The following is a 21,497-nucleotide window of genomic DNA, read 5'->3' as shown; positions in this document are numbered from 1 at the left end:
AAACATGACTGAAGATAAGTTAAACTCATCAACAGATAATTCTAGACGAAACTTTATTAAAACCAGCGCGCTTGCAGCCGCTGGTTTTATGATTGTACCTCGACACGTGTTGGGTGGAAAAGGATTTTTAGCACCTAGCGACAGGTTAATGGTTGCTGGTGTAGGTGTTGGTGGAAAAGGTGAAAGTGATTTAGAGAATATTTATAAAGGTGGCAAATCAGAAATCGCATTCTTATGTGATGTTGATGATAGAAGAGCCGCTGGATCTGTTAAAAGATTCCCGAAGGCGAAGTATTATAAAGACTATCGTCAGATGCTTGATAAGGAAGCTAAAAATATCGATGGTGTAGTGGTATCAACCCCGGATCATAACCATGCTATGATTGCTATGGCTGCAATGCAGCTTGGTAAGCATGTGTATGTTCAAAAGCCATTGAGTCATGATATTTATGAGGCGCGTCAATTAACCGAAGCTGCAAAGCGCTATAAGGTTGTTACTCAAATGGGAAACCAGGGCGCTTCTGGTGATGGCGTAAGGCAATTGAAAGATTGGTGTGATGCAGGTTTAATAGGTAAGGTAAATACAGTATATTGCTGGACTGATCGTCCGGTATGGCCTCAGGGTATTTCTTGGCCTTCAGCTAACGGAGTTGTGCCTAAAGAACTGGATTGGGATTTATGGTTAGGCAGTGCCCCATATAAACCTTATATCGAAAAAATGGTTCCGTTTAACTGGAGAGGTTGGTGGGATTATGGTACAGGTGCAATTGGCGATATGGGGTGTCATCTTGTGGAACCACCTTTTACAATTTTAGGATTAGATACTCCTATGGATGTTCAGTGCAGCGTAGGCAGTGTTTATGTTGATGAATTCCAAAGAGGTTATTTCCCTGAAAGTTGCCCTCCATCAAGTCATGTAATCATGACCTTTAAAGAAACTAAAAAGACTAAAGGTGATTTACAACTTCACTGGATGGATGGCGGTATTAAGCCTGTACGTCCGGTTGAGTTAGGTCCGAATGAAGCATTTGGTGACAATGGGGTTCTATTTGAAGGTACTAAAGGAAAAATGATCTGTGATGTTTACGGCTCTAACCCTAGATTATTGCCTTTATCTAGAAACGCTGAAGATCATACTAAAAAGAAAACTCCTCGTGTTCCGGGTGGCGAAGATGGTCATTATACACAATGGGCTGAGGCGGCAATTGCAGGTTACGGAAAGATGGAATTAAGTTCTCCATTTGAAATAGCTGGTCCGCTTACTGAAACTTTGTTAATAGGAAATTTGGCGATCAGAGGAACTGATGTTCAGAGAAAAAATGCTGATGGTGGTATTAGTTACCCTGGCAGAGATATTAAGTTGATCTGGGATAAGGCAAACCTTAAGGTTACTAATTTTGATGAAGTGAATCAATTTATTAAACGTAATTATCGTTCAGGATGGAGTCTGGGAGTGTAAATCTTCGTGTTTTAGTAGTTGGCTGTGGCAACATGGGAAAGTCTCATGCTGATGCCTATCATAACCTCGATGGCTTTGAGATTTGTGGAATTGTTTCTACAGGTGAGAGCAAATATGTTTTGAATGAAAAACTTGGTGGTGGTTATCCATTGTTCAGTGATTATTACGAAGCGCTAGAGGCTACAAAGCCTGATGCTGTGTGCATTTCTACTTATCCGGATACTCACGAAGCTTTTGCGATTAAAGCCTTAGAGAGCGGGTGTCATGTGTTTATAGAGAAACCCCTGGCTGATTCAGTAGAAGGAGCGGAGCGCGTTGCAGAGGCGGCTAGAAAAGCAGGCAAGAAATTGGTTGTTGGTTATATATTGCGTTATCACCCTTCGTGGGAGAAATTCATTGAGCTTTCACAGCAAATGGGTAAGCCACTTGTAATGCGGATGAACTTGAATCAGCAAAGTCATGGCCCTAAGTGGACAGTACATAGGAATCTAATGAAAAGCTTAAGTCCAATAGTAGACTGTGCGGTACATTATATTGATGTAATGTGTCAGATGACAAGGTCTAAGCCTGTTCAGGTAAGCGCTATTGGTGCCAGATTAACGGATGAAATACCTGATTGGAATTATAATTACGGACAGCTTCAAATTCGTTTTGAGGATGGCTCTGTAGGTTGGTATGAAGCAGGGTGGGGACCAATGGTTAGTGATAATGCCTTTTTTATTAAGGATGTTTTCGGGCCAAAAGGTGCTGTATCTATAGTTGCTAAAGAGGCATCAAAGTCGGGTAATTCTGATTCGATAGATTCTCATACCAAAACAGAATCTATAAAGGTTCATTATGCTGATCTGGATAAGGATGATGAGTTTGCCAGGGCTAATGAATGGGTTGATCTTACAGATGAGCCAGATCATCAGGAATTATGCAACCGCGAGCAGCGTTTTTTCCTTAAAGCAATTAAGGATGATCTTGACCTTACAGATGCTACAGAAGATGCTGTAAACAGCCTAAGAATAGCATTTGCGTGCGATGAATCAGTAAAAACAGGGCAAATGATAGTCTTATAGTCATTTTTATTAACAATCATACTAGAATGTGGAAAAAATGATGACGGAATCTGAAACATTGATTTGGTGCAAATCCAATAATTATTACCTTTAGAGCGTTATATCAAATATTTTAAAATCTTAACTTAAGAAAAACATGGAAAAATTTTCAAAACTAAAAGAACTAATTGCTGGAATCGAAGCTGATGCAGACAAATTTTATAATTCAGGTAACGGCGCAGCTGGTACTAGAGTTCGTAAAGCAATGCAAGATCTAAAAGGACTTGCTCAGGATATCCGTACTGAGGTTACTGAGAAGAAAAATGCTAAATAGTATTATTTGAATTATATGAAAGGCCTGCAAGAAATTGCAGGCCTTTTTTGTTTAATGCTAATTTCAGATTGGCATTTTTTATTTACTACCAAGGCAACCAAGTTGCCTCGTACTCCGTATCTGGATATATAAGTTCATTAAAACTTAAACAAGGTAGTAGCTCAATTGTCATGAACAGCAAAACAAAAATAATCCGACTGTTGGTAGCGTTCGTGCTACTAAACTTAAGTGCCAATGCACAGAATTTTTTAAGCAAGAATTTAAGGATAGGCCTGTTCTCATCAACGCCTCTTGAGGACATCAGGGCGGTAAGTGATAATGGTAGTGCTGTGCTGGTTGCCAAAAGCAGAGAAATCGCTGTTCAATTGAATGTTAAGACTCTTGAGTTTGATCGTAAGCTGATGCAGGAACACTTTAATGAGAATTACATTGAAAGTGATAAATATCCTTATGCAAAATTTAAAGGGGTAATAGATCAGCCTGTAGATTTTAGTAAAAACGGTGATTATACGGTAACTGTAACAGGTGTACTATCTGTACACGGGGTGGATAAAAAACGTACAATTCCTGGGAAAGTAACAATAAGTAATGGGGTTGTACAAATCAGTACTCAGTTTAAAGTTGCTTGTGTAGATCATGATATTAAAATACCAAAACTGGTGTTTACCAAGATTGCAGAGTTCATTACGATAAAAGCAGAAGGCAAGTTGGATCCATTAAAATAACCAAACTCATGAATAAGATTAAATATTTACTCATTTCCTTTTCGCTTTTTGCACTGCACGCCCAGGCTCAGGAAGCGGACTCATTATTGAAAGCTTTGGATAGTGGAGATGTGGCTACCACAGTTGATGCCGCCTTTAAATCAACCCACGTTGTATTGTCTCATTCGAGCGAAACACAGAAAAAGCACGATCTTGATCTTAGGATTCGTCACCATTTTGGTGATATCGGTGGTCGTTTTGGAAGTGCCCATACACTATATGGTTTAGATGTCGCTTCCGATTTATTTATAGGATTGGATTATGGTGTGTCTGATAGGTTGACAGTTGCAGTGGGAAGAAGTAAACAAGATGAACTCTATAATTTTTCGGGCAAGTACAGGCTTTTGAGACAGAAAACCAATGAGTCTATGCCAATTAATATGACCCTTTTTGCGCAGATGGGTTGGGTTGCCAGGGAACCACTGAATGATAGTGAGTTTGCAAAATATAGTGATAGATTCTCGTATTTCTTTCAATCTATTATATCCCGTAAGTTGTCGTCAAGACTTTCATTGCAGGTAATGCCTGCTCTTTTAATGAGAAGGGCTCCTGACGATACTAGAGACCCTGAGAACCTCTTTTCTGTTGGCTTTGCAGGAAGAATGAAAATAACAAAACGACTTTCTTTTATTGCTGATTATACGGTGGTAAATGGATTATCTAGACCTAAGGATTTAACACAGGCCTACTATAATCCATTTGGTGTTGGCCTTGAAATAGAAACCGGTGGACACATTTTCTCTTTAAACTTTATGAATTCAGAATATATAGTTGAAAATAATTTTATTCCAAATACTAAGAAATCATGGAGTAAAGGTGGGGTGCGTTTTGGCTTTACCATATCAAGAAATTTTACCCTGTTTAAGTCTAAAAACGAGGATCCAGATAAGAAATCAAAAATTTACTAAACTAAAATCAAAAAATTATGGAACGTGAGGAATTTATCAAATCATTAGGGTTGGGCCTTGCACTGGTTTGCACAGGATCATGTTTTTCGGGTTGTGGGAAAAGTGGCGGTGGACCTGAGGATAAACCAGACCCTGGGGCAGGTGGCGGAGATAATAACAAAGCTACTGTGGATCTTGCTACTCAATTAAAGGCTGTTGGTGATCAGGCAAAAGCAAACGGCGTATTGTTTTTCAGAATTGCCGCTGGTAATACTACTGCTGCTTTTGTCGCAACTGAAGCTATTTGTCCTCACCAAGGTGGTGATTTAGTATGGAAACAAACTGATAATTTCATACAATGTCAATTGCATTTTTCTGAATATTCAACAAGTGGTAGTATACTTCAGGGGCCACAAGGATCATCAGGGAACACCAGGACATTAAAAATATATAGCACTGCCATTAGCGGAACAAAACTTACTGCTACAATAGCGTAGTTAATGGGAGAGGGAGATTTGAGGTCACCGGGATGATGTTTCATTTTGGTGACCTCATTTCTTTTAATGAAAATATTTATTTAGGTTTTTAGTTAATTCTTGGTACGATATGTGTAAATTGTATATAGTTATTCGGCTACTAACAGCAGAGTAATAGGAGATTAAATCAGCTATTTAAAAAAGTTATGAAAAAACTACTTTCACTAATTGCCATCTTGAGCTTCTGTGTGAGCTTAGGTATGGCTCAAACTGTTGAAACTGCTACAGCAAAAAAGACAACCGCAAAAGTTAAAAAGGAAACTTCGAAAGCTAAAGAAACTGCAGCTAACGCGAAGAAGGAGGCTGCTAAAGCTAAATCCGACGCTAAAAAAGAAGCGACTGCAGCGGCAAAGAAAGAAGCGGCCAAAGCTAAGGCTGATGCGAAAAAAGAAGCAACTGTTAAAACTAAAGCAGCCACAGATGCGACTGCCAAGGTTAAAAAAGAAGTTGTTACTACAAAAACTGAGGCTAAAGTTACAACTGCTGCTGCTGGTGCTAAGTTGAAAAAGGATGGTACACCGGATAAGAGATTCGCAAAAACTGCTCCTGCAGCAAGTGATGTGAAGCTTAAAAAAGATGGTACACCTGACAAACGTTTTTCAGCAACAGCTGCTAAAGAAAAAGTAGAGGCTCCTGTAAAGGAGACTAAGACTGCCGTAACAACTGCTAAGAAACAAACAACAACTGCCGTTACCACTGCTGCTAATAAAGATTATAAACCAACTATCGATAGAACCTTAAAAGGTCCTAATGCTGAGGTAGTTTATACCGGTCCACGGGGAGGTAAATATTATATCAACAAGAACGGTAATAAAACTTATATTAAAAAAGAAGCTGAATAGTTATCTAGCTTATTTCTAATAAAAAAGGCATCCAATTTGGATGCCTTTTTTATTGCTATTCTTTATCACCAATTAATGTTCCTGATACATTCCAAGCACTAAAGCTTCCGCCTTCAGGTTTTCCTAATGGTATTGCTACCTGTATCGTATGTTTACCGGGCTTTAAGTCTGGAAGTGGAATTTCAACAGGTAAAGTGATTGTTCCCGGACACCAATTAGAACGACTAAGATCAGATGATGATAATCCGTTTCCGAAATTACCCGATGCAGGGTTTAAGAATCTGTAAGTTGCGCAATCCTCTCTCCATGGGATAAAATGGTAAACTCTTTTGCCATCAACAAAAATCTCATTTTGTTTAGGGACAAATTCATCTCCGCCGCCCCAGCCTCCATGACCGGTTGTAAGGTACCTTAGTTTAAGGTTTTTTACGCCCTGAGGGATGTCAACGGTTACGGTAAGAGAATCCTGATCGAACATAGTACCGTATTCCTGGCCAGACATCTCCATTAAGTTTGTGGTGTTAAAGGCAGGCATCAACCATTTCTTTTCTTCTTTTTGGCTTTCTCCTTCGTAACCAGGATAGTATTTAAAATATAAGCTGGCTTTATGTCCGCCTTTATCATAGTTGCCTATAAAAACACCAATCCATACTTCTCCCTGTAAACTTGGCAATAGAGAGGTGATGTCTTGTTTATACACAACAGAATCGGCCCAATTGTATCCTTTTACTTTTGCCTGGGCATTAAAATGGTTTACCCCAAAAGAGGTGAAGAATCGCATCAGCTCTAGCGGAGGTAAATAGTTATCTGTAGCTGTAACTCCCTGGTATTTCTTGCCATTTCTTGCTGAGTATATAGGTAATGCCTGAATGCCATTTTGCAAAGCATTAAGATAAGTGATGGATTTATTGGTAGGAATCATAAAAACTGATCCTGTGCGATCATATGCATCCCCATTAGAATGTTGTGCTAATTCAACAAACAGCTGTTGACTAGCTTTTGCAGCCGGAAGTTTTACCTTCTTTAAAATAATGGTTCCACCAGAGTAGTGATAAGTAAGATTGGATTGTTCACCAACAGGGTTCTCTGTCTTATTACCAAAGCTAATTTGCTCATTGTTGAAAATGGTAAGCGTAGTGTAGCGGCTTTCAATTACTTGTCGCTGATAAGCCGGTTCATCCAACATAGTACCCCATGTTTTTGGCCATGCAAGCTCTTCCGATGTTACTGTACGGTATTCAATATTTTTAGCGATGGTTTCAGAGTTTCCATTACGAATGGTTTTAAGTACCAAACCTAGCCCCGGAGCAATTGAAATGCTTGGAGTACCTTTAATTTTAAGGTCATTAGTGTACCAAACCTCAATGGTGTTTGAACGAACAAATACCTTAGCTTTTTTGCAAGGAATGCCAAGTATTGTATCAATTCCCGGTAGAAGCTCTGCCTTTATGTACTCTGAAAACGGTTTTTTTAGAGTGTAGTTAATACCATTGCTGTTCTGTATTTGATAGCTAACTTTTTGAGCAGTTTGCAGGTATTGCTGTTCAGTTTGACGGCCTTGAGAAACCAAATGTACCTGATTGCCTTTAATGAACATTTTTTGTTCAGCCTTTGAATCTTTTCCATTATTACGGAATCCATAAGTAACTACAGCCTCAGTAGCTTTAGAATTTATTTGTGAAAACGATGGCACACTGATAAAAAGCAATGCAAATCCTATTAGAAGTACTCTCATAGGGCATAAAGATAATTATTTTACCTCGAGTACTTCTAAAAACAGCTCAAACATTTCTTCGGGTTTAAATGGTTTGGATAGGATATATTGTATGCCCATTTCTTTTAGCCTAAATCTCACCTCTTCAAGAACATCTGCTGTGAAAATAATGACTTTGGTTTCAGGATAATTGTCCTGTATATATTTAGCTAACTGATAACCATCCATACCAGGCATATGAAGATCTACCAAAACAACATCAAACCGCTCTTTTTTTAGGTATTCAATAGCAGTGTAAGCATTGTCTGCTTTATCGGCATTAATTCCAAACTGATGCAATTGACGGGATGCAACCAGTAGATTGGTAGCATTGTCATCAACGATTAACAGTTTAAAGTCTGGCAGGGGAGGGAAATCAAATTCTAATGATTCTATTTTTTGTTCAGGTTGTAAGGGTAAACATTTCTTGAAATCAATTTTAAACTCGAATATTGAGCCAACATAAGGTTTACTGGTTAAGCGAATTTCGCTGTCAAAAAGCCTAACCAATCCTTTGGTAATGTTTAGCCCTAATCCGCTTCCTTCCTGTTGCCTATGAGAATCCTGGTTTACCTGGTGGAATTTGTCAAAAATCAGGTTATGGAGATGTTCGGGAATTCCAATTCCGGTATCGGATATTTTAAAAAGAATACTTGTTTGATGATGCTGATCGATCAGTGTTTTTAATATGATGTTTACTTCTCCTTTTTCAGTGAATTTAATGGCATTCCCAATCAGATTATTTAATATTCTGCTTAGTCTAAGATCGTCTATTAATAGCGACTGGGGTATTTGATGATCATGATTGAAGTTTAAACTAAGGTTTTTGGTTTTAGCAAATGGTACAAATTGTTTGTAGATATTGTTTACAAGGGACACTAAATTTGTAGGAATTTCATTTAACTCCATTTTTTTACATTCAATTTTTTCTAGATCTAAAATGTCATTTATCAGATGTAATAAATGGTTAGAAGAGTATCTTAAATGATCAACGTATTCCTTTATATCGTTGTTTGAAAAAGTGTCCTGATCCAACAGATTGCTTATGCCAATAATAGCATTTAAAGGCGTTCTGATCTCGTGGCTCATAATTGACAGCGTTTCTGTCCGCTTTCTGGCTACTTGTTCAGCTAGGTTTTTGGCTTCTATGAGCTCCAGTTGGTTGTTTTTAATCTCAGTAATGTCTTTTAATATTCCTCTGAATATTCGAACCTTTTGGTTTTTCATTATGGGTAGGCCAGATATCCGTACCCATTTTTTGTTTCTTTTGGCGGTTATTAGTTCAAGTTCTAAATCAAAGGCAATATTTTGACTTAGCGTAATTCTTAATGCTTTTAATAGTTTTACCTTATTCTCTTTGTCAAACGACTTCGTCATATTGTTGCAGTTAATTACAATATGATCGTCTGACTCATTAATTTCATAAATCTGTTTGGTTAAGAATAGTTCTTTCCTTATGGTATCGTATTCCCAACCACCCATTTTAGATATTTCGTGCCCTATTTCTAGTAAATCATTAATTCTTTTTAACTCTAAGCTATTTTTCTCAAGTTGATCATTTAGCTCTTTTTTAGCCGTAATATCTTCAATTACACATATTATTCTAACCTCTTCTTCAGATGAATCAATTTTTTGAAATTTTGCACAATACCACAGATGCTTGTTTTCATCAAAATCAGGATACACACATTGTTGTCTTTCTCCAGTATTTAAAAGATCATCAATGCACTTGATGAAGATGTTTCCAAATTCACCGAATACTTCAGGAATACTTTTACCTATAAAGAATTCAGGAGGTAAAAATAGTTTAGTTTTATCCTTAGCCCAAACTTGTTTAATGACAGCTAGTTCAGTTAATTCCAGGATTACATCATCCAGCGCTTCAATTAGAGGTTGTAAATTGCGAGCATTATTATCCATAGTTCGTTAGGTTGGTATTTAGAAATTGGAACCAATATTTGTGCTGATTAATTCGTGGATTATTTTCTGCACTTCGGACTGAAATACCAAATGCCATTGATATGTGGTGTTCAGTTCTGGGTTAACCGACGTGTGATCCTGATACAGGTTGTGGCCATCACATTGTACGGTCAGTATATCGTTTGTAAGATTACAAGATTCAATTTTATAGCGTTTAGATGGCTCAGGGAAACGTTGTGTAATATGGTTTCCATAGGTATTGCTATAGGTAATTAAAATGCGATTATTGGTTTTACAGTCCTCTAATCGTAGCAAAAGTTCCCCACTATCTACCTGAAGATAAATTGAATTATTAAAAGTAGGGGCTGGTAATAGTGGTTTTTCACTTAGTTGTTTAATGAAAAGCATTAATCCTTCGGCACCAGGGCATTCGGATTTTATAATAAAGTGAATGGTTTTTTCAGAGAGTAGTGCATCAAACTGTAGAGTGCCATTGTCTATTGTAATGTTCTCAATAGGAGAAAGATTTAGGCTCAGGAAGGGGATTTCGCTAACGCAGAGCTTTCCTTCGTGAAGACAAAATGAAACTCCAAAGCCAATTTTTATTTGACCGGACTCTTGATTAAGGTCAAATAGCAGCACTTCGGCTGTTTCAGTTCTAACTATTTTTTGGTCGGTCATATCCTTAGCTATAGTGCTTAGAATATGCAACATTTGTGCCTCGTTTTATTGAGACACAAATTTAATATTATGGGTTATTGTTTTTTGAGCTTAATCTCAACTATATATTTATAATCCATTCCATCTTCGGTCTCTGATTCTTCCTGGTACAGCTCAAGTTCGGAATTTGTTAAACTTTTTATTTTATACTCATCAAACTCGCCCTCTGTTTTGAATATTAGTTTGCCATCTTTAAGTGTATAAGTGAAATTAGCACTTTCATCATCCCTTTGGCTGGTTCCTGTACCATCAGATTTAAATTCTACCATCAAATTGTTCTGTGTGTCATTATCTCGACGAATTTCTTTTCCATTTTTATAGGTAATCTCCAAAATGCTAGAGGCTATCCATCTGGCAACAATGGTATTTGGGTTTTCTTTGTCGTTTTCTTGGTCTTTTTTGCAGCCGGTAATTGTGAAAATCGCGACAATTAAGATAAAAAGCGTAAATTTTTTCATCATGTTGTATTTGTTAGTTTATAAAATTATACTGCTTTATCCCCTTGATAAAGCGAAACAAAAAGAATCAAATGGGGGTTAAGGAAAAATCCCCAATTCTGGGTATTTCTTAACTATCTGGTAATCTTGGTTATACTTTTTTAGTTAGGTTTTTTTAGAAAATTATTAAAATAGATTTGCGCTTATTGGTATGTTTTCATATCTTTGGCGCTCCTTAAGGGGATAGGCCTTGGTAGCTCAGTTGGATAGAGCAACGGTTTTCTAAACCGTGGGTCAGGGGTTCGAATCCCTTCCAGGGTACGAGAAATTTATTTCTTAATTAAAGGCGACGTTGCTCCAGACGTCGTCTTTTTTTTGTCCTAGCTCATTTCGAAGATAGGGGTCAATGGAGGATTAAGGATCACAACTTCTATTCAGTTAGACATTTACTCATTACCCAGCTAAATAAATTATCTTTAATAAATAAAAAAAATGGAATCAGAAAACAATTCATAATGATCGGGTGTTTAGCACTATTAAAGAGTCATCCCTATGAATCTGATACAATCTACCCAAATCGAACAGGTAAATACCTGCCAGAATCAAATGCATACCGTTGTCAAGATGATAATGCAAAAGAAATTCCAGGTTAATGAGATTGGCGATTATGTGATTGGAAATGTCTTAGTTGAAAACCAAGATAACATAGTCGATGCCTATGTTAACAGGTATGGGGCGGAAATTTTTAATCAAAATGATAAGGAAGCAGACCAACTCTGGCTGGCTTATTTTGAATTCTTTTTTCCCCCTGAAGAAAATATCATTATTAAACCGGAGTTATTCCATGCGATAGGACAAAGTGATACCCGTAAGGTGCATTTCTTTTTTCAGCGTATGAGGCCAAAAAACAGGTCGGATTATAAATGGTATTTCTCTACTTCAAGGCTTTGTTTACAAGAAGACGAAAATGTTACTTCGATATTGTTCCATTACGCATTTGAACTCAACAAATCCGGATACAGCAATAGAAGTACTCAAGAGGAAGATTATAGTCAAAAGTATTGCACCCGTGTTATGCTGTTAAGCAAGCGTGAAAAGGACATTATCAAGCTAATTGTTCAAGGGAGAAGCAGTTCTGATATTTCGGAAATCCTTTATATATCAATTCATACAGTCAATAATCACCGGAAAAATATAATCAGGAAGCTCGAAATAAATAACTTATGCGAGCTTACGAAATTTGCAATTTTGTTTAACATTTTATAAATCTATTCCCTGAAATCAGATAAAAGGTTAATTTTTTTTTAATACAAATGACTACTGGTAGCTATTGTGGTTATTGTAAAACATGCGGAAATTTAATCAATACAATACCTGATTATTGTATTGATTTTTTAACCTGCATCTAACCTTTTGACAATGATTGACAAGGCCCTGATTTTGTTAAAAACTGAATTAACTGCTTACCTTGTTTCCAAAGGTGATAATGCAGCTAATGTAATAGTCGACAACATCGGGCTTTCTGAAACGGCTAATGGTACTGCCCTTATTGATAATGTGGTAATAACCCTGGTTAATATCGAAGAGGAAAGTGCACTTAAAAATCAATCTTCTTTAAAACGTTTTCCCGTCGGACCTGCTATTTATGAAAATGCCTCGGTATATTTAAATCTGTACGTTTTAATGACCTGTAATTACTTTGGAGAGGGGTATTTACTGGCATTAAAAAGGTTAGCATTGATTATTCAGTTTCTTCAGAGTAAAACCTCATTTTCTTCGGCTGGGACAGTAAGCGGTGGGTCAAATGATCCTAAAGACAGAGAGGAGCTGAAATTTACGATGGAGTTATATACGCTCACTTTCGAACAAATTAATCATTTGTGGGGATCTCTGGGTGGAAGACAAGTTCCTTTTGCCATGTACAAACTAAGGCTGGTAGCAATATCTGAGCACGCAATTGTTAGAGAGGTACCACTGATTGAAGAAATTGAAACCAATATTTCAACCTTATCCGCGCAAAGCTGATGAATATGGTATATAAAATATTATTCGAAGTAAAGCTCTTGCATGAATTTTATCTGACAGATAAAGCCGGGAAAAATATTTTTGAATTTGGTACACAGGGCAGCCGTCTGAGTTTTTTAAAGGAAAGATTTGAAAATAATGATGAAAATATAGATGCTGTAATAACTTTTGAGATACCCAGGCATGCTAAAGTGCTTTTTAATAATTACCATTTAAAATTATTGCCTTCTTATGCAGGATTCAAAGTGGCTGTTAAAGTGATACCCAAAAAGTTACCAGGGGGAATTACTGCTTATGAACCAGTGAATACCTTGCCTGATGATTTATGTATACCCGTTTTAGCGGTTAAAAAAAGTAATCATCTGGATAATTTTACAAATAGCAAAATGGAAAGAGCCTTGCCTGCTACTTATTATTTCTCTAATGATAATGTCATTAGTGGTAACCGGTTTTTTCCCTTTTTATCGGCAGATATTCCTGCATTTGATGCAACCGCATCTTACGAGCAGGGAGAACTGCTAAAGTTTGGAGCCAATGACTACCGGGGATTTTATAAGGACGAGGCGGATACAGTGCAATGGATCTCATTGTCTGGTAAGGCTTTTGCTAATGAAAATGACCGGATATTATTACCCCTGAACTTTTATTATGCTTTTCCAAAGAGTAGTTCTATTACCAGTGCTGTCTTTACGATAAAAGATAATGATGGGAATGTGGCGGATAAGTTTCAATTCAAAAATAATCAGGCATATCGTAAAATTTTGTTAGCCATAGATGAAAAAAAAGTTTTCCATCTGCCTGTAGCTACAGCTAATGATAAATTAATATATACCTTACAGGTTACCGGTAACGGGGGATATAATAGAACGCATAAGATTATCTTTTATCAGGATGAAAAAGAGATCAGAGATAGTCTGGGTTTAATCGTTATGAAAGTGAAAACGCCTGTAGCAGCCTATAACCTTCTGGACAATGGAGGCAGACTCATCACAAGGAAACAAATTGATGGTACCATTAGCCCTGCGCCGCCAGTGTTCGAACTGAACTTTAAAAGCAAGCTATCCTTTTGGAGGTACATCAACAACAGGAGGAAAGATCTGAAGACTGGCATGCATCCTGATTTTCTGTTGTCAAAAAATGGCAGCCTCATTTCTAAAATGCCAAGGGCATTAACCCATGCTGCCACATTATTTCGCAGACCCGATAACACTTTATATTATTTGCCAAACCCAGATCCATATCAAACTGTAGTCCTTGAAAATAATAAGATGTATACTGATATAATGGTGCAGGAATCAGCATTGTTTCCTCTGGCACCTTAATCAAAAATGTATTAAAGATTTAATTAACTAAATAACATTTGCTATGCAAGATTATAAAACTCCGGGAGTTTATATTGAGGAAATTCCGCATCTCCCACCCTCTATTGCATCTGTAGAAACAGCTATCCCAGCGTTTATTGGCTATACCGAAAAGGCGCAATGGAAAGAAAAGGATGATCTGAAAAATAAGCCCTGGAGGATAGAATCTCTGCTGCAATATGAACAGTATTTTGGTTATCCTGATCCTGAAAAGGACAGCCTGACTGTTGTTTTTGATACTACGGGAGGAAAGAATGAAGTAAACGGGAAGGTTGATGAAACCAAGAGGTCTAAGTTTTTAATGCATTATTCCCTGCAGCTCTATTTTGCTAACGGGGGTGGTGCCTGCTGGATTACTTCAGTTGGGAATTATGTAGATGGCGGAGGTTTGATTAGTCTCCAGGATTTGTCAGGTGGTCTTAAAGAGGTAGCCAAAATAAATGAAGTGACCTTGTTGGTTTTTCCGGATTCCATCAATCTGCCAACACTGACAGATTACCGTGATATTCATGCAGAAGCCATTCAGCAATGTGTTGATCTTCAAGATCGTTTTACAGTATTAGATGTGTATCATGATGTGGCAAATCTGGAAGTATGGGATCTGGATGTAGAGGCCTTGCGTACTAATTTATCCGGTACTACTGATGTGCTGAAATATGCTGCAGTATATTTTCCGAAAATATATACCGGGGTTGATTATAGTTATAAAGTTTCCGGTGATCAGTCTAAAGATAATGATGATCTGGTAAAAATAGAGGGCATAGCAGGTGTACAGAAGCTTTCTGATTTAAAGGCTACTAAAAATGCACAATACTTTCAGGCCAGAAGTGCGGTGGCAGGCATACAGATGTTGTTGCCGGTTTCAGTGGCGATGGTGGGGGTATATGCTCAGGTGGATAATGCCCGTGGGGTATGGAAGGCTCCTGCCAATGTGAATATTATAAATGCCATCCGGCCGCAGTATTTAATTACAGATAAAGAGCAGGAAAGCCTGAATGTAGATGCGCAGGCAGGCAAATCCATAAATGTGATCCGGTCCTTCGCTGGTCGGGGACCTGCAATTGTCTGGGGCGCACGTACCTTAGCCGGAAACGATAACGAGTGGCGTTATGTATCGGTAAGAAGGTTCTTTAGCATGGTTGAAGAATCCGTTAAAAATGCAACAGAGCAATTCGTATTTGAACCCAATGACCGCAATACCTGGGTAAGAGTGAAATCAATGATTGAAAACTACCTGACCCAGCAATGGAAGGCTGGCGCACTGATGGGTGCTTCTACCAAAGAAGCCTTCTTTGTGCATATCGGACTGGGAGAAACGATGACCGAGCTGGATATATGGGAAGGCAGAATGATTGTGGAGATTGGTATGGCAGCGGTTCGTCCGGCAGAGTTTATTATCCTCAGGTTTATGCATAAAATGCTTGCTGAATCTTAAAATCGAATTGTTATTTATTGACCATTTAAATCCATTGTTATGTCTATAGAAAGCTCAGGTTCAAAAGAACCACAAAATGGGAATTGCAGCGATGCAGAAGCAAAGACAGCAACACAAAAAAACATACATCAGATAAAGGAAGATTATTGTAAGAAGCTAAAGATTAAAGTGACTGAATTGAATGAAAATGAAGTGATTCACGATGGCGCGGTAATGATGTATGCAAAGAAGAAATGCACTTTTGTAAAGACGGAAAAAAACTATTTGCTGGTAAGGAACCTCGAACTCAAAATAGGAGTGGAATTGATTCAGGCATCAAATGAGATAAAGAAGAATGTAGCAACATATATTACTCAGAATGATGCATTGGTAGCTGCGCTGAAAGCAGTTGTGAAAACCGCTAAAGAGGCAAAGTTGAAATTTGGTGAGCTCCGGGAGGCGGCAGGTAAACTGGATGGTTGCAGGAAGGATAGCTGTAATTCGGTTCAGATAAAAATATTGGGATGCAGTGATGGAGATGACTGTAATGATAATCATAAGCAAGAGGAAACGGCTAAAAGGCCGGAGCCCTGCCGGGATGTTTGCCATATACTGGATGACTTAATCACTGTACCGGACAGCCTTAGCCAGGACATAGATATCATCTTTAACGCTGCGGCTGAGATCGTGGGTATTCAGTCTTTCTCCAATATCAAAACACTGGAGAAATTTCAACAGGACTTCTCAACTAATGCGAAAGATTTTGATGATTTAGTACAGGCACAAATGACTAATGGGGGGCTGAGCCTGAAAAAGGCACAGGAGGATCTTGTTCTGGTGGTCAAAAGCTTAACCCAATCCGGTTATGCATTGTACAATAAACGTAATGAGGTAGGAACAATTGATAAAACTAAAGACTACCTGTGTTGCCATGAATGTAAATGCCTGGCTGATTGCGGCTGTGATGGCGAAAAAGGAGATGATGATAACAGGCTTAAAAAATGTAAATGCGATATCTGCGATATCTGTAAAGAGGTTACAGAAATATATTCCTGTGAAAGCCCGTCAAATAATACATACAGCGATTAATGCGATGCAGGACATATGCTAATTTGTTAAATCATTAAAATCATTATTATGCTACTCTACGATAAAATATGCAACATTGACAGAGATATATTTGATTGTTGTGATAAAAATCCGGGTGATGAAAATCCCGGAGGCGATTGCTGTTATGATGCCTGGGTAAAGGATCTGATGCAGGTTACGGCCGATTGGAAGCAGGCCAATGCAGACGCCCAGAATAAGGAAACGGAATATAGCCTCACCCTGGAGGAAAGGGACAGGCTTAAGGCTTGGTGGAGCGATTGGGAAGCTACAGATGAGAAAGCCGATGCCTTGTGTCGTCAGCTTGAACTATTCGCCCTCCATCTGGGGAAAGTATGCATGGTGACTGAAAAGACCAACGATGCCATCGAAATACTTTTCTGCATGACAGAAGATCTGTATATCCGGGTGGATAAGCTTAAAACCCAATATGATAAATTATTGCAATGTATCCAGTGTCTGAAAAGACCAGAACTGGCACCCGGAGTCGGCATCATGAAATGCATAGAGAATTATGGGGCAAAACTGGATGCTGTTATACAAACAAGGGATGTATTAATTGCCCAGATCGTAACAGCTTTGGAGCTCGCCTACGGAATGCACATTAATATTTGCGAAGACTATGGTTTGAAAAAAGTAATCCTTTACTGGAAGAAAAAATTTAATTGCGGGGGGACTTGCGGTAGTGAGAATGATAGCAATAATCAACATGTTAAAATTGAACACAGTGGCTATGGTAAAGCATCCTGCAGGCTGGAACCGCGTATTTCTTTGCCGATTGATGAAGACGCGTATTTTATCGAATTGGAAAACGATTACAAAAAGGTGAAGGAGGATGTAGATCATCTTAAAAAGGACCTGGATGCGGCAAAGGAAAAGAGAGATGCCTTATTGTCCTGCAAGCAGAGCTTGGAGAAGGCGATTGAAGAGGTAAATCCAGCAAATAAATGTAAATAAATACCCGAAAAATAAAACCTACCATTATGGCAACTGATCCTAAAAAGAACTATCCTCTTCCTAAATTTCATTTTCAACTGGATTGGGGAGGAACGAGAATTGGGTTTACAGAAGTAAGTGGACTTGATTTTGAAACTGAGGTGATTGAGTACAGGGAAGGTAGCAGCCCGACCTATAATAAAACCAAACAACCTGGTTTGACAAAGTATGCTAATGTGACCTTGAAGCGGGGAACTTTTCTGGGCGACTTTGAATATTTTGAGCAATGGAAAAAAACCATGATGTTTCAGGAGGGAAAAGAAAAATTCAGGAGGGATGTGACCATTCGTTTGCTGGATGAAGAACATCAGCCAATTATTTCCTGGACTTTATCACGTGCCTGGCCATCTAAAGTACAATCTACCAATCTGAAGTCCGATGCCAATGAAGTGGCAATCGAATCAATTGAGCTGGTGCACGAGGGACTCTCCATTGTTGAAGCGAAAAAATAAACAGAGCAGTCATGGCAGATAGTTTTTATGAAACGGTTAATTTTCATTTTGCGGTGAACTTTTCATTGCAAGGTGTCAAGTCTGTGGATGTTAAGTTTCAGTCGGTAACCGGGTTAGATTCTACCATTGATATTGAAACAATAAAGGAGGGTGGAGAGAACCGCTTTGAGCATGTGATACCAACAAGGCGCAAATATGGGCCTCTGATCCTTAAAAGAGGCTTGGTGACGCCAAATGCATCGGGTATTACAGACTGGCTGAAAAAAGCATTTGACGATCAGATTTATGAAACACTGGAGATGGTGGTGATCAGCTTGCTGGATGAAGAACATCAGTCTATAATGCATTGGAAAATCAATAATGTATGGCCCCGGAGCTGGAAAATCGGTGAGTTGAATGCCGGCAGAGGTGAGGTGCTGATTGAAACACTGGAGCTGAATTATAACCGTTTAATTTTTCAAAAATCATAGTTATGCCAATTGAAATACGGGAACTGATTATTAAAGCAACGATTGTGCAGGACGGAAACCCTGCCAGCCGTAACAGCAATTCTGTTCAGAATAATGGTGTTTCCCCTTCGGAGGAAGTGATAAAAGTATGCATAGAAAAAGTATTGGAAATTTTAAAAGAAAGAGATGAGCGCTAATTACATGTCTGGAAAATTAGAGAAATTACTGATATATTCTTTTACCGACCGTAAATTCCAGATCAAGGATGCGGAGCAAAAGAATAAACCTGCATTTGTGGCCCCCATAAATCCGGAATCATTTACTAAGAACTTTAAAATTGAACATGATGTACAGCGGCCACACGGAACCGGGGCAGCAGAGGTGAAATTTAAATCTACAGCACCGGAAGAGCTTAAACTGGAATTTATTCTTGATGGTACGGGTACTATGGAAGGCTATTGGGCAGCGTATAAAGATAAACCAGTATACGAACAGCTGAAGATCTTTATGAACTGTGCATATAACTATAAAGGGGATATTCACAGGCCAAATTTCCTGCTGATCATCTGGGGCTCAGAGATTAAATTCAGGTGTGTGTTAACGAATCTGGATGTGAATTATACCCTGTTTAAACCGGATGGCACGCCACTGAGGGCCAGGCTGACGGCAACCTTTCTGGATTATCAATCTCGGGAGGAAAGAATTGCAGAGGATAAGCCGGCTTCTCCGGATCTTACCCATCACAGAATAATAAAACAGGGAGACCGGATCGACTTGTTAACGTATGCCATCTATAACGACCCTAAATATTTTATGCAGGTGGGTAGAGCCAACGGCCTGACCTCCATTAAAAAATTAAAACCAGGGAATGAAATATATTTTCCACCTTTTAATAAAAACGAAGTCTGATGGAAGAACTAATAATCCCCAATCCGTCCACGCATGATGTAGCCAGCTTTAATATCCTGTTAAATGGTAAAGCGATGGATGCGTCTTATGAGGTTTTGAGCATTTCTATCGAAAAAGAAATCAATAGAATCCCGACAGCACGGGTTTTGTTAAAGGACGGGGATGCCTCACTTACTGATTTTGAAATCAGTAATAAGGAAGATTTTGTGCCGGGAAACGAAATCATTATAAAAATTGGTTTTGACAGTAATAATAACCAGGCTTTTAAAGGAATAATTACTAAACATACCATTAAAGTAAAGGAGAATGGGAATACACAGCTACTGGTGGAATGCCGGGATCTGGCTGCACGTATGACCATTGGCCGGCACAGCCGCTATTTTTTAAATATGAAGGATAGTGAGGTTTTTGATAGCCTGATTGGAGATTATAAAGGGCTGACAGGCGATATTAAAGCTACAAATCTGAAGCATAAAGAACTGGTACAACACCATCTGAGCAATTGGGATTTTATGCTGCTCAGGGTTGAAGCCAATGGTATGTTGGTAAATGTGGATGATGGAACGATTAAAATCAGTAAACCTGATACCAGCCCCGATGCGGTATTACAGGTAACTTACGGATCATCGATTGTAGAGTTTGAAGCAGAAATGGATGCCCGTAACCAATGGGCCAATGTGGAAGCTACCTCATGGGATTATACGAATCAGGCTTTGTTTAAAGCGGAAGCCTCAGAAGCCAGATCCTTTACACAGCATGGAAATGTTTCAGGTGTTGATCTGTCTAAAGCGGTGGATCTGGATAAGTTTCAGCTGCATCACAGCGGGCATCTCCTGGAGCAGGAATTGCAGGATTGGGTGGAGGGAACGATGATGCGCAGCCGTTTAGCTAAAATAAGGGGGCGCGCAAGGGTTTCAGGTTTTGCGGGGATTAAACCAGGCAATATGCTGAAACTGGCGGGGGTTGGTGACCGGTTTAACGGCAAGGCTTATGTAACTGCGGTAAAACAAGATATAGGAGATGGAACCTGGTACACACATATCCAGTTTGGATTGGATCCGGAGCGTTATATAGCCGCACAAAAAGACGTGAATGATTATGCGGCGGCTGGCCTGTTGGGGTCTATACAGGGCCTGCAAATAGGTAAGGTGCTGCAACTGGAAAATGATCCGGATGGAGAAGATCGGATCCTGGTAAAAATTCCTGTTATCGATAATAGTTCGAGCGGAACCTGGGTAAGGGTGGCTTGCCTGGATGCGGGTTCAAATAGGGGCTCATTTTTCAGGCCGGAAATTGATGATGAAGTGATTGTAGGCTTTATTAATGATGATCCCCGTCATGCGGTGATGCTGGGCATGCTAAACAGCAGTGCAAAGAAAGCCCCACTCAGTGCTCAGGATGCTAACGATGAAAAAGGCTTTTTTACCCGGAGCAAAATGCGAATACATTTTAATGATAGCTCCAAAACCATTACCATTGATACCCCTGCAGGAAATAGCATCCAGCTGGATGAGCAAGGAACAAAAATTGAAATTAAAGACCAGAACAGTAATAAAATAACAATGAACAGTACTGGGATTTCCATGGAAAGCCCGAAGAATATTGAAATAAAAGCTGGGGTAAACCTCGCGCTAAGCGCTGGCGCCAGCTTATCCATTGGTGGAGCATCCCTTGCTGTAAAAGCAGATACCAGTCTGGGACTGGAAGGTGCAGCAACAAAACTTTCTTCATCGGGAATTACAGAAATAAGCGGATCATTGGTAAAGATAAATTGACAAATAAACCCTGAAATTATGCCTTCAGCAGCAAGAATAAGCGATATGCATGTTTGTCCGATGGTAACCGGTGTGGTGCCACATGTAGGAGGCCCCATATCCGGTCCTTCTGTACCTACGGTATTGATTGGGAGCATGCCTGCTGCCGTTGTTGGCGATTTGTTGGTCTGCACCGGCCCGCCAGATACGATAGTTAAGGGATCGGCAACAGTAATGATAGGAGGCAAGCCGGCAGCAAGGCAGGGCGATCTCACCTCGCATGGCGGTGTAATTGTAGTAGGTTTTCCGACAGTACAAATTGGTGGTTAAATAAA

General features: G+C 39.0%; 23 protein-coding genes and 1 tRNA gene. 20 read left to right on the top strand and 4 right to left on the bottom strand.

Annotated features, from left to right (window positions below; genetic code table 11):
* The first annotated feature begins 4 nt into the window (after positions 1-4).
* The 7 genes from J1905_RS12895 (at position 5) to J1905_RS12865 (ending at position 5,865) form a co-directional block, all read left to right on the top strand.
* Positions 5-1,459, top strand: a complete 1,455-nt coding sequence (locus J1905_RS12895) for a Gfo/Idh/MocA family protein (protein ID WP_214227682.1) — start codon at positions 5-7, stop codon at positions 1,457-1,459.
* On the top strand, positions 1,441-2,523 hold the full coding sequence (locus J1905_RS12890) for a Gfo/Idh/MocA family protein (RefSeq protein WP_214227681.1): 1,083 nt from the start codon (positions 1,441-1,443) through the stop codon (positions 2,521-2,523). Before J1905_RS12895 ends, J1905_RS12890 begins: the two co-directional genes overlap by 19 nt.
* Before the next feature lie 136 nt (positions 2,524-2,659).
* A complete protein-coding gene (locus J1905_RS12885) occupies positions 2,660-2,836 on the top strand; it encodes a BF3379 family histone-like protein (protein WP_108205690.1) in 177 nt (58 codons plus the stop codon).
* 170 nt (positions 2,837-3,006) lie between these two features.
* A complete protein-coding gene (locus J1905_RS12880) occupies positions 3,007-3,561 on the top strand; it encodes a YceI family protein (protein WP_214227680.1) in 555 nt (184 codons plus the stop codon).
* 8 nt (positions 3,562-3,569) lie between these two features.
* Positions 3,570-4,508, top strand: coding sequence for a DUF5777 family beta-barrel protein (locus J1905_RS12875; protein ID WP_214227679.1), 939 nt, complete (start codon positions 3,570-3,572; stop codon positions 4,506-4,508).
* A gap of 17 nt (positions 4,509-4,525) precedes the next feature.
* Positions 4,526-4,984 (top strand): QcrA and Rieske domain-containing protein, encoded by a 459-nt coding sequence (locus tag J1905_RS12870; RefSeq protein WP_214227678.1) that lies wholly within the window; start codon positions 4,526-4,528, stop codon positions 4,982-4,984.
* Between the two features lie 185 nt (positions 4,985-5,169).
* On the top strand, positions 5,170-5,865 hold the full coding sequence (locus J1905_RS12865; protein ID WP_214227677.1) for a hypothetical protein: 696 nt from the start codon (positions 5,170-5,172) through the stop codon (positions 5,863-5,865).
* A gap of 55 nt (positions 5,866-5,920) precedes the next feature.
* Here J1905_RS12865 and J1905_RS12860 read toward each other — a convergent pair whose 3' ends face one another.
* The 4 genes from J1905_RS12860 to J1905_RS12845 are packed head-to-tail and all read right to left on the bottom strand — an operon-like array spanning position 5,921 to position 10,719.
* Positions 5,921-7,600 carry a PNGase F N-terminal domain-containing protein gene (locus J1905_RS12860; protein ID WP_214227676.1) on the bottom strand — a complete coding sequence of 560 codons (1,680 nt, stop codon included), beginning with the start codon at positions 7,598-7,600 and terminating at the stop codon, positions 5,921-5,923.
* Between the two features lie 15 nt (positions 7,601-7,615).
* The gene (locus J1905_RS12855) at positions 7,616-9,538 is read right to left on the bottom strand and encodes a response regulator (RefSeq protein ID WP_214227675.1); all 1,923 of its coding nucleotides are present in this window, start codon (positions 9,536-9,538) and stop codon (positions 7,616-7,618) included.
* Between the two features lie 18 nt (positions 9,539-9,556).
* Positions 9,557-10,252, bottom strand: a complete 696-nt coding sequence (locus J1905_RS12850; RefSeq protein WP_214227673.1) for a DUF8184 family protein — start codon at positions 10,250-10,252, stop codon at positions 9,557-9,559.
* Positions 10,253-10,293: 41 nt separating this feature from the next.
* The gene (locus J1905_RS12845) at positions 10,294-10,719 is read right to left on the bottom strand and encodes a lipocalin family protein (RefSeq protein WP_214227672.1); all 426 of its coding nucleotides are present in this window, start codon (positions 10,717-10,719) and stop codon (positions 10,294-10,296) included.
* 223 nt (positions 10,720-10,942) lie between these two features.
* Here J1905_RS12845 and J1905_RS12840 point away from each other — a divergent pair.
* The 13 genes from J1905_RS12840 (at position 10,943) to J1905_RS12780 (ending at position 21,492) form a co-directional block, all read left to right on the top strand.
* Positions 10,943-11,016: transfer RNA gene (locus J1905_RS12840), tRNA-Arg, on the top strand.
* 231 nt (positions 11,017-11,247) lie between these two features.
* The gene (locus J1905_RS12835; protein WP_214227671.1) at positions 11,248-11,961 is read left to right on the top strand and encodes a response regulator transcription factor; all 714 of its coding nucleotides are present in this window, start codon (positions 11,248-11,250) and stop codon (positions 11,959-11,961) included.
* Positions 11,962-12,114: 153 nt separating this feature from the next.
* Entirely contained in the window at positions 12,115-12,720 is a 606-nt protein-coding gene (locus J1905_RS12830) for a Pvc16 family protein (protein WP_214227670.1), read from the top strand.
* 5 nt (positions 12,721-12,725) lie between these two features.
* Positions 12,726-14,042 (top strand): hypothetical protein, encoded by a 1,317-nt coding sequence (locus tag J1905_RS12825; protein ID WP_214227669.1) that lies wholly within the window; start codon positions 12,726-12,728, stop codon positions 14,040-14,042.
* A gap of 43 nt (positions 14,043-14,085) precedes the next feature.
* Positions 14,086-15,516 carry a phage tail sheath family protein gene (locus J1905_RS12820; protein ID WP_250318090.1) on the top strand — a complete coding sequence of 477 codons (1,431 nt, stop codon included), beginning with the start codon at positions 14,086-14,088 and terminating at the stop codon, positions 15,514-15,516.
* A gap of 39 nt (positions 15,517-15,555) precedes the next feature.
* Positions 15,556-16,584 carry a hypothetical protein gene (locus J1905_RS12815; RefSeq protein WP_214227668.1) on the top strand — a complete coding sequence of 343 codons (1,029 nt, stop codon included), beginning with the start codon at positions 15,556-15,558 and terminating at the stop codon, positions 16,582-16,584.
* Between the two features lie 48 nt (positions 16,585-16,632).
* Complete coding sequence (locus J1905_RS12810) at positions 16,633-17,559, top strand: hypothetical protein (protein WP_214227667.1); 927 nt, start codon at positions 16,633-16,635, stop codon at positions 17,557-17,559.
* Between the two features lie 26 nt (positions 17,560-17,585).
* Complete coding sequence (locus J1905_RS12805) at positions 17,586-18,050, top strand: phage tail protein (protein WP_214227666.1); 465 nt, start codon at positions 17,586-17,588, stop codon at positions 18,048-18,050.
* Positions 18,051-18,061: 11 nt separating this feature from the next.
* The gene (locus tag J1905_RS12800; protein WP_214227664.1) at positions 18,062-18,520 is read left to right on the top strand and encodes a phage tail protein; all 459 of its coding nucleotides are present in this window, start codon (positions 18,062-18,064) and stop codon (positions 18,518-18,520) included.
* 2 nt (positions 18,521-18,522) lie between these two features.
* Positions 18,523-18,696, top strand: a complete 174-nt coding sequence (locus tag J1905_RS12795; protein WP_214227662.1) for a DUF5908 family protein — start codon at positions 18,523-18,525, stop codon at positions 18,694-18,696.
* Entirely contained in the window at positions 18,686-19,408 is a 723-nt protein-coding gene (locus J1905_RS12790; RefSeq protein ID WP_214227660.1) for a CIS tube protein, read from the top strand. The genes J1905_RS12795 and J1905_RS12790 overlap by 11 nt, the downstream gene beginning before the upstream one ends.
* Positions 19,408-21,183 (top strand): type VI secretion system tip protein VgrG, encoded by a 1,776-nt coding sequence (gene vgrG / locus J1905_RS12785; protein ID WP_214227659.1) that lies wholly within the window; start codon positions 19,408-19,410, stop codon positions 21,181-21,183. Before J1905_RS12790 ends, vgrG begins: the two co-directional genes overlap by 1 nt.
* An 18-nt stretch (positions 21,184-21,201) precedes the next feature.
* Positions 21,202-21,492 carry a PAAR domain-containing protein gene (locus J1905_RS12780; protein ID WP_214227657.1) on the top strand — a complete coding sequence of 97 codons (291 nt, stop codon included), beginning with the start codon at positions 21,202-21,204 and terminating at the stop codon, positions 21,490-21,492.
* Positions 21,493-21,497 lie beyond the last annotated feature (5 nt).

The sequence above is a fragment of the Pedobacter sp. B4-66 genome, assembly GCF_018492665.1.
In the GTDB taxonomy this organism is placed as follows: domain Bacteria; phylum Bacteroidota; class Bacteroidia; order Sphingobacteriales; family Sphingobacteriaceae; genus Pedobacter.
Note: the sequence above shows the minus strand (reverse complement) of the source record. Positions and strands in the feature narration are given on the sequence as shown.

Excerpts from the sequence above, each read along its gene's own strand:
- J1905_RS12895 (WP_214227682.1), top strand. The coding sequence starts at position 5 with ATGACTGAAGATAAGTTAAACTCATCAACAGATAATTCTAGACGAAAC.
- J1905_RS12890 (WP_214227681.1), top strand. The coding sequence starts at position 1,441 with ATGGAGTCTGGGAGTGTAAATCTTCGTGTTTTAGTAGTTGGCTGTGGC.
- J1905_RS12885 (WP_108205690.1), top strand. The coding sequence starts at position 2,660 with ATGGAAAAATTTTCAAAACTAAAAGAACTAATTGCTGGAATCGAAGCT.
- J1905_RS12880 (WP_214227680.1), top strand. The coding sequence starts at position 3,007 with ATGAACAGCAAAACAAAAATAATCCGACTGTTGGTAGCGTTCGTGCTA.
- J1905_RS12875 (WP_214227679.1), top strand. The coding sequence starts at position 3,570 with ATGAATAAGATTAAATATTTACTCATTTCCTTTTCGCTTTTTGCACTG.
- J1905_RS12870 (WP_214227678.1), top strand. The coding sequence starts at position 4,526 with ATGGAACGTGAGGAATTTATCAAATCATTAGGGTTGGGCCTTGCACTG.
- J1905_RS12865 (WP_214227677.1), top strand. The coding sequence starts at position 5,170 with ATGAAAAAACTACTTTCACTAATTGCCATCTTGAGCTTCTGTGTGAGC.
- J1905_RS12860 (WP_214227676.1), bottom strand. The coding sequence starts at position 7,600 with ATGAGAGTACTTCTAATAGGATTTGCATTGCTTTTTATCAGTGTGCCA.
- J1905_RS12855 (WP_214227675.1), bottom strand. The coding sequence starts at position 9,538 with ATGGATAATAATGCTCGCAATTTACAACCTCTAATTGAAGCGCTGGAT.
- J1905_RS12850 (WP_214227673.1), bottom strand. The coding sequence starts at position 10,252 with ATGTTGCATATTCTAAGCACTATAGCTAAGGATATGACCGACCAAAAA.
- J1905_RS12845 (WP_214227672.1), bottom strand. The coding sequence starts at position 10,719 with ATGATGAAAAAATTTACGCTTTTTATCTTAATTGTCGCGATTTTCACA.
- J1905_RS12835 (WP_214227671.1), top strand. The coding sequence starts at position 11,248 with ATGAATCTGATACAATCTACCCAAATCGAACAGGTAAATACCTGCCAG.
- J1905_RS12830 (WP_214227670.1), top strand. The coding sequence starts at position 12,115 with ATGATTGACAAGGCCCTGATTTTGTTAAAAACTGAATTAACTGCTTAC.
- J1905_RS12825 (WP_214227669.1), top strand. The coding sequence starts at position 12,726 with ATGGTATATAAAATATTATTCGAAGTAAAGCTCTTGCATGAATTTTAT.
- J1905_RS12820 (WP_250318090.1), top strand. The coding sequence starts at position 14,086 with ATGCAAGATTATAAAACTCCGGGAGTTTATATTGAGGAAATTCCGCAT.
- J1905_RS12815 (WP_214227668.1), top strand. The coding sequence starts at position 15,556 with ATGTCTATAGAAAGCTCAGGTTCAAAAGAACCACAAAATGGGAATTGC.
- J1905_RS12810 (WP_214227667.1), top strand. The coding sequence starts at position 16,633 with ATGCTACTCTACGATAAAATATGCAACATTGACAGAGATATATTTGAT.
- J1905_RS12805 (WP_214227666.1), top strand. The coding sequence starts at position 17,586 with ATGGCAACTGATCCTAAAAAGAACTATCCTCTTCCTAAATTTCATTTT.
- J1905_RS12800 (WP_214227664.1), top strand. The coding sequence starts at position 18,062 with ATGGCAGATAGTTTTTATGAAACGGTTAATTTTCATTTTGCGGTGAAC.
- J1905_RS12795 (WP_214227662.1), top strand. The coding sequence starts at position 18,523 with ATGCCAATTGAAATACGGGAACTGATTATTAAAGCAACGATTGTGCAG.
- J1905_RS12790 (WP_214227660.1), top strand. The coding sequence starts at position 18,686 with ATGAGCGCTAATTACATGTCTGGAAAATTAGAGAAATTACTGATATAT.
- vgrG (WP_214227659.1), top strand. The coding sequence starts at position 19,408 with ATGGAAGAACTAATAATCCCCAATCCGTCCACGCATGATGTAGCCAGC.
- J1905_RS12780 (WP_214227657.1), top strand. The coding sequence starts at position 21,202 with ATGCCTTCAGCAGCAAGAATAAGCGATATGCATGTTTGTCCGATGGTA.